The organism is Paracoccus sp. PAMC 22219 (assembly GCF_000787695.1).
In the GTDB taxonomy this organism is placed as follows: domain Bacteria; phylum Pseudomonadota; class Alphaproteobacteria; order Rhodobacterales; family Rhodobacteraceae; genus Paracoccus.
On record NZ_BBPH01000009.1, the window covers coordinates 84,738 to 90,824 of the forward strand.

Genomic DNA, 6,087 nt, shown 5'->3' on the forward strand with positions numbered 1-6,087 from the left:
ATGGATCAGTTCATCTTTGCCGCCGAAGTCGTGCTTAACGGCCTGATGACCGGGGTCATGTACGCGCTTGTGGCGCTTGGCTTCGTGCTGATCTTCAAGCGTCGGGCGTCTTCAACTATGCCCAAGGGGTTCTGGCGCTGTTCGCGGCGCTGACGCTGGTGGGCATCCAGAACGGCCAGGTGCCCTTTGCCCATCTGATCAACGCGACATTCGGCACCAGTCTGCACCATTTCGGCTGGACGGTGCCCGCGGTCCTGGCCGTGGCGCTGACCGCGCTGATCATGGTGCTGCTGGCCTTCCTGATCGAAAAGCTGGTCCTGCAGCATCTGGTGGGACAGGAGCCGATCATCCTGTTCATGGCGACCATCGGCCTGGCCTATTTCCTGGAGGGCCTGGGCGACGTGATGTGGGGCGCTGACATCAAGGCGTTGGACGTGGGCCTGCCGCAGGGCATCTCGGACGGCATCGAGGCGGTGACCGGCCAGTGGTTCGGTTACGGCTTCTTCATCGACCGGCTGGACCTCTGGGCCACGCTGATCGCGGCCATGCTGGTCGCGGCGCTGGTGGCATTCGCGCAATACACCAAGCAGGGCCGCGCCATGCGGGCGGTGGCCGACGACCATCAGGCGGCGATGTCGGTGGGCATCAGCCTGCGCTTCATCTGGGTGATGGTCTGGTCGATCGCGGGCTTCGTGGCGCTGGTCGCGGGCATCATGTGGGGCACGAAATCGGGGGTGCAGTTCAGCCTGTCGCTGATCGCGCTCAAGGCGCTGCCGGTGCTGATGCTGGGCGGCTTCACCTCGATCCCCGGCGCCATCGTCGGCGGGCTGATCATCGGCGTGGGCGAGAAGCTGTTCGAATTCACCATCGGCCCGATGGTCGGCGGCGCGACCGAGAACTGGTTCGCCTATGTCCTGGCGCTGATCTTCCTGGTGTTCCGACCCCAGGGGCTGTTCGGCGAACGCATCATCGAACGGGTGTGACCATGACGCGTCCTCTTTGCAGAAATACTCCGGCGACCGCGCTGAAAGGAACATCCGATGATCTATCGTGAGGCCGGCGACTTCAAGACCAGCTACCGCGACGACAGCCAGACCTTTCCGATCCGTCTGGACCGCTGGGGCTATTACGCGATCATGGCCGTGGCCTTCGGGATCATCCCGTTCGTCATCAACGATTACTGGGCCAATGCGGTGCTGGTGCCGTTCCTGATCTATGCCATCGCGGCGTTGGGGCTGAACGTGCTGACCGGATATGCGGGTCAGGTCAGCCTGGGGACCGGCGGCTTCATGGCCGTGGGCGCCTATGCGGTCTACAAGCTGATGACGTCCTTTCCCGATGTCAGCATCGTCATCCACATCCTTCTGGCGGGCGGCATCACCGCCGGGGTTGGCGTGCTGTTCGGCCTGCCCAGCCTGCGCATCAAGGGGTTCTATCTGGCGGTGGCCACGCTGGCCGCGCAGTTCTTCCTGGTGTGGCTGTTCAACAAGGTGCCGTGGTTCTACAATTATTCGGCCTCGGGCCAGATCACCTCGCCGACGCGCACGGTGTTCGACCAGGCCGTGACCGGCCCCGCCGCCACCGCGCCCGCGAAATACCTGATCTGCCTCGTCTTCGCCTTTGCGCTGGCGTGGCTGGCGCGCAACCTGACGCGGGGCAGCCTGGGCCGCAAATGGATGGCGATCCGCGACATGGACATCGCCGCCGAGATCATCGGCGTGAACCCCCTGCGCGCGAAACTGTCGGCCTTTGCGGTCAGCAGCTTCTTCATCGGCATCGCGGGCGCGCTGCTGTTCGCGGTCTATCTGGGCGCGGCCGAGGTCGGAGAGGCCTTCGGCATCAACAAGAGCTTTCTGGTGCTGTTCATGATCATCATCGGCGGCCTGGGCAGCATCTTCGGCAGCTTTGCCGGCGCGGCCTTCCTGGTGCTGCTGCCGGTGCTGCTCAAGAACTTTCTGGTCGGCAACATGGGCTGGCCGACCGACCTTGCCGCCCATATCGAACTGATGATCGTGGGCGCGCTGATCGTGACCTTCCTCATCGTCGAGCCGCATGGACTGGCGCGCCTGTGGCGCCTGGCCAAGGACAAGCTGCGGCTGTGGCCGTTCCCGCATTAACGTCAAGACCGGGCAACCGGCATCGCATCTCTGGGAGGAGACCCGCAATGAAACTGACCCTTGCCGCCCTGGCCACCACGATGATGGTCGCAAGCCCCGCCCTGGCCGACCTGATCGTGCCGAACATGTCCTATCGGACCGGCCCCTATGCCGCGAACGGCATCCCCTATGCCGACGGGTTCGCCGATTATTTCACGCTGCTGAACGAACGCGACGGCGGCATCGGCGGTCAGTTGGTGCAGGTCCCGGAATGCGAGACCGCCTACAACACCGAGAAGGGCGTGGAATGCTATGAATCGCTGCGCACCCAGAACCCGCTGGTCCTGAACCCGCTGTCGACGGGCATCACCTATCAGCTGATCCCGCGGATCAGCCAGGACGGCATCCCGCTGTACACGCCAGGTTACGGCCGCACCTCGGCCAAGGACGGCTCGGTGTTCGAATGGGTGTTCAACGCGCCGGCGAACTATTGGGACGGGGCCTCGGTCGCGGTCAAGCACATCCTGGACCAGGAGGGCGGCGATCTGTCGGGCAAGAAGATCGCGCTGGTCTATCACAACAGCGCCTATGGCAAGGAGCCGATCCGCACCCTGCAGGAGCTGTCCGAAAAGCACGGCTTCGAGCTGGTCGAGCTGCCGGTCGACGCGCCCGGTCAGGAACAGAAGTCGCAATGGCTGCAGATCCGCCGCGAGCAGCCTGATTACGTGATCATGTATGCCTGGGGCGTCATGAACCAGGTCGCCATCCAGGAGGCCGTGAACATCCGCTTTCCGATGGACAAGTTCATCGGCATCTGGTGGTCGGGATCAGAGAACGACGTGCGCGCGGCGGGTGCCGGGGCCGAGGGCTACAAGGCGCTGACCTTCCACGGCGTGGGCCGCGACTATCCGCTGTACGAGGACCTGCAGACGCATGTCTATGACAAGGGTCTGGCCGCGGGCGCGGGCGATCAGGCAGGCAGCGTGCTGTACTCGCGCGGCGCCTATGCGGCACTGGTGATCGCCGAGGCCATCGCCAAGGCGCAGGAACTGGCCGGCACCCCCGAGATCACGCCCGCGCAGATGCGCGACGGGTTCGAGGCGCTGGACATCACCGCCGAACGCATGGCCGAACTGGGCCTGCCCGATTTCGGCGCGCCCATCGCGCTGTCCTGCGACAACCACGGCGGCGACGGCCTGGCCCGCGTCCAGCAGTGGAACGCCGCCGAGGGCACCTGGTCGCTGATCACCGACTTCATCGAGCCGGATGCCGAGATCCTGGACCCGCTGATCAAGGAAGACAGCGCGGCCTACGCCGCCGAGGCGGGCCTGACCGCGCGCTGCAACTGATCCATGACCGGCGGCGGTCGTCCCGCCGCCGGTTCCTGACCCAAGGGGACAGTCCATGTTCGATGCTGAGAACCGCGAAACGCTGCTGGATGTGAACAACATCGAGGTGATCTACAACCACGTCATCCTGGTCTTGAAGGGTGTCAGCCTGACTGTCCCCAAGGGCGGCATCACCGCGCTGCTGGGGGGCAACGGGGCGGGCAAGACCACCACGCTCAAGGCGATCTCGAACCTGCTGGCCAGCGAACGGGGCGAGGTGACGAAAGGGTCGATCACCTATCAGGGCCAGAACATCACCGCGCAGGACCCCGCATCGCTGGTCCGGCGCGGCGTCATCCAGGTGATGGAGGGCCGCCACTGCTTCGAGCATCTGACGGTCGAGGAGAACCTGCTGACCGGCGCCTATACCCGCCGCGACGGGTCGGCCGCCATCAAGCGCGATCTGGAGATGGTCTATGACTACTTCCCGCGCCTGCGCGAACGGCGCAAAAGCCAGGCGGGATACACCTCGGGCGGAGAGCAGCAGATGACCGCGATGGGTCGCGCGCTGATGTCGCGCCCGCAGATGATCCTGCTGGACGAGCCGTCGATGGGCCTGGCCCCGCAGCTGGTCGAGCAGATCTTCCAGATCGTCAAGGCCGTGAACGAGGGCGAGGGCGTGACCTTCCTTCTGGCCGAACAGAACACCAACGTCGCGCTGCGCTATGCGCACCAGGGATACATCCTGGAGAACGGGCGCGTCGTGATGGAGGGTCCGGCAGCCCAGCTGCGCGAGAACCCGGACGTCAAGGAATTCTACCTGGGCATGTCGGACGAGGGGCGCAAGTCCTTCCGCGAGGTGCGCAGCTATCGCCGGCGCAAGCGCTGGCTGGCCTGAGGGGGTCATCATGGGATATTACGACGATCTGGAAACGCGCGACGAGGGTCAGCGCGCCGAGGCGCTGGCTCAGGCCCTGCCGCTGGCGCTGAGCCGCGCCAAGACCGCGCCCGCGCTGGCGCGCCTGCTGCGCGACGTGGACCCCGATGCGGTGACCGACCGCGCGGCGCTGGCCCGCCTGCCGGTGATCCGCAAGGCGGAACTGTCCGAGGCGCAGCGCAAGCAGCCCCCCTTCGGCGGCTATACCACCCGCCCGGCCGCGCAGTTCGACCATATCTTTCAAAGCCCCGGCCCGATCTATGAGCCCGGTCGGCGCGAGGGCGACTGGTGGCGTCTGGGGCGGTTCCTGCATGCCGCGGGCGTGGGCCAGGGCGATATCGTCCAGAACTGTTTCGGCTATCACCTGACGCCCGCGGGGATGATGTTCGAATCGGGCGCGCGGGCGGTGGATGCCGCCGTTCTGCCCGCCGGCACCGGGCAGACCGAGCTGCAGGTCCGCGCGGCGGTCGACATCGGCACGACCTGCTATGCCGGGACGCCCGATTTTCTCAAGGTGATCCTGGACCGCGCCGACGAGATGGGCGAGGTTCTGGCCTTTACCAAGGCCGTCGTGGGCGGCGGCGCGCTGTTCCCGTCGCTGCGCCAGCTGTATGCCGACCGGGGGATCGTGACGCGGCAATGCTATGCCACCGCCGATCTGGGCAACATCGCCTATGAGTCCGAGGCCGTCGAGGGGATGATCGTGGACGAGGGCGTGATCGTCGAGATCGTGCGCCCCGGCACCGGCGACCCGGTCCCCGAGGGCGAGGTCGGCGAGGTTCTGGTGACCACGCTGAACCCCGACTATCCGTTGGTGCGCTTTGCCACGGGCGACCTGTCCGCGGTTCTGTCCGGCACCAGCCCTTGTGGTCGCACCAACATGCGCATCAAGGGGTGGATGGGTCGCGCGGACCAGACGACCAAGATCAAGGGCATGTTCGTGCGCCCCGAACAGGTGGCGGCCTTGGTCGCGCGCCATGCCGACGTATCCCGCGCCCGCGTGATCGCCGATCGCCGTGGAGAGATGGACGTGATGACCGTGCAGCTGGAAACCGCGGGGCAGGGGGTGACTATGCCGCGTCGGTCATGGACACGCTGAAGCTGCGCGGCGACATTGAGCTGGTGGCGCCGGGCAGCCTGCCCAATGACGGCAAGGTCATCGAGGACCGCCGCAGCTATGAATAGGACGCATTTGATCCGTTAACTTGCTTGAAACCCTGTGTCCGGCGACAACCGAATCTGACCGGAACAAAGGGTACACATCATGGCTGCGGGCAAGGGGCTGAACGGGCCGTCCATCATCATCAAACGCGTCGAGGCGTCGTCCGAGGGCGGCCATCACGGCGGCGCGTGGAAGGTCGCCTATGCGGACTTCGTGACCGCGATGATGGCGTTCTTCCTGCTGATGTGGCTGCTGAACGCCACAACCGAGGACCAGAAGACCGGGCTGGCCGACTATTTCGCGCCGACGGTGATCCAGACCCCCAACGCGACCACCAGCGGCGGCGGCGATGGGACCGAGGACGGCGTCCGCCATGCGGTGGAGGCCCCCTTGCCCGACAGCGACAGCGCCGGCGATTTCGAGGAGGTCGCCCGTGCCGTGCAGGACAGCCTGACCGGCACCGGCGCCGAATCGGCACAGTTGACCAACCTGCTGCAGCATGTCGTGACCCGCATGACCGACGAGGGGCTGGTGATCGAGCTGGGCGATCTGACCGACGCCCCC

The 6,087-nt window shown here is 65.9% G+C and carries 4 protein-coding genes and 2 pseudogenes; all 6 read left to right on the forward strand.

Translation table 11 applies throughout. The features are described from left to right. Positions 1–983: pseudogene (locus tag TY51_RS02355) on the forward strand (branched-chain amino acid ABC transporter permease). 57 nt (positions 984–1,040) lie between these two features. After that, positions 1,041–2,117 (forward strand): branched-chain amino acid ABC transporter permease, encoded by a 1,077-nt coding sequence (locus tag TY51_RS02360; protein WP_042245317.1) that lies wholly within the window; start codon positions 1,041–1,043, stop codon positions 2,115–2,117. A 47-nt stretch (positions 2,118–2,164) separates the two neighbouring features. Continuing rightward, complete coding sequence (locus TY51_RS02365) at positions 2,165–3,445, forward strand: ABC transporter substrate-binding protein (RefSeq protein WP_042245320.1); 1,281 nt, start codon at positions 2,165–2,167, stop codon at positions 3,443–3,445. Positions 3,446–3,500: 55 nt separating this feature from the next. Further along, complete coding sequence (locus tag TY51_RS02370) at positions 3,501–4,322, forward strand: ABC transporter ATP-binding protein (RefSeq protein ID WP_042245322.1); 822 nt, start codon at positions 3,501–3,503, stop codon at positions 4,320–4,322. Positions 4,323–4,332: 10 nt separating this feature from the next. Further along, positions 4,333–5,546: pseudogene (locus TY51_RS02375) on the forward strand (phenylacetate--CoA ligase family protein). Positions 5,547–5,625: 79 nt separating this feature from the next. Further along, on the forward strand, positions 5,626–6,087 hold a 462-nt coding region (locus TY51_RS02380; RefSeq protein ID WP_042245325.1), incomplete at its 3' end, for a flagellar motor protein MotB.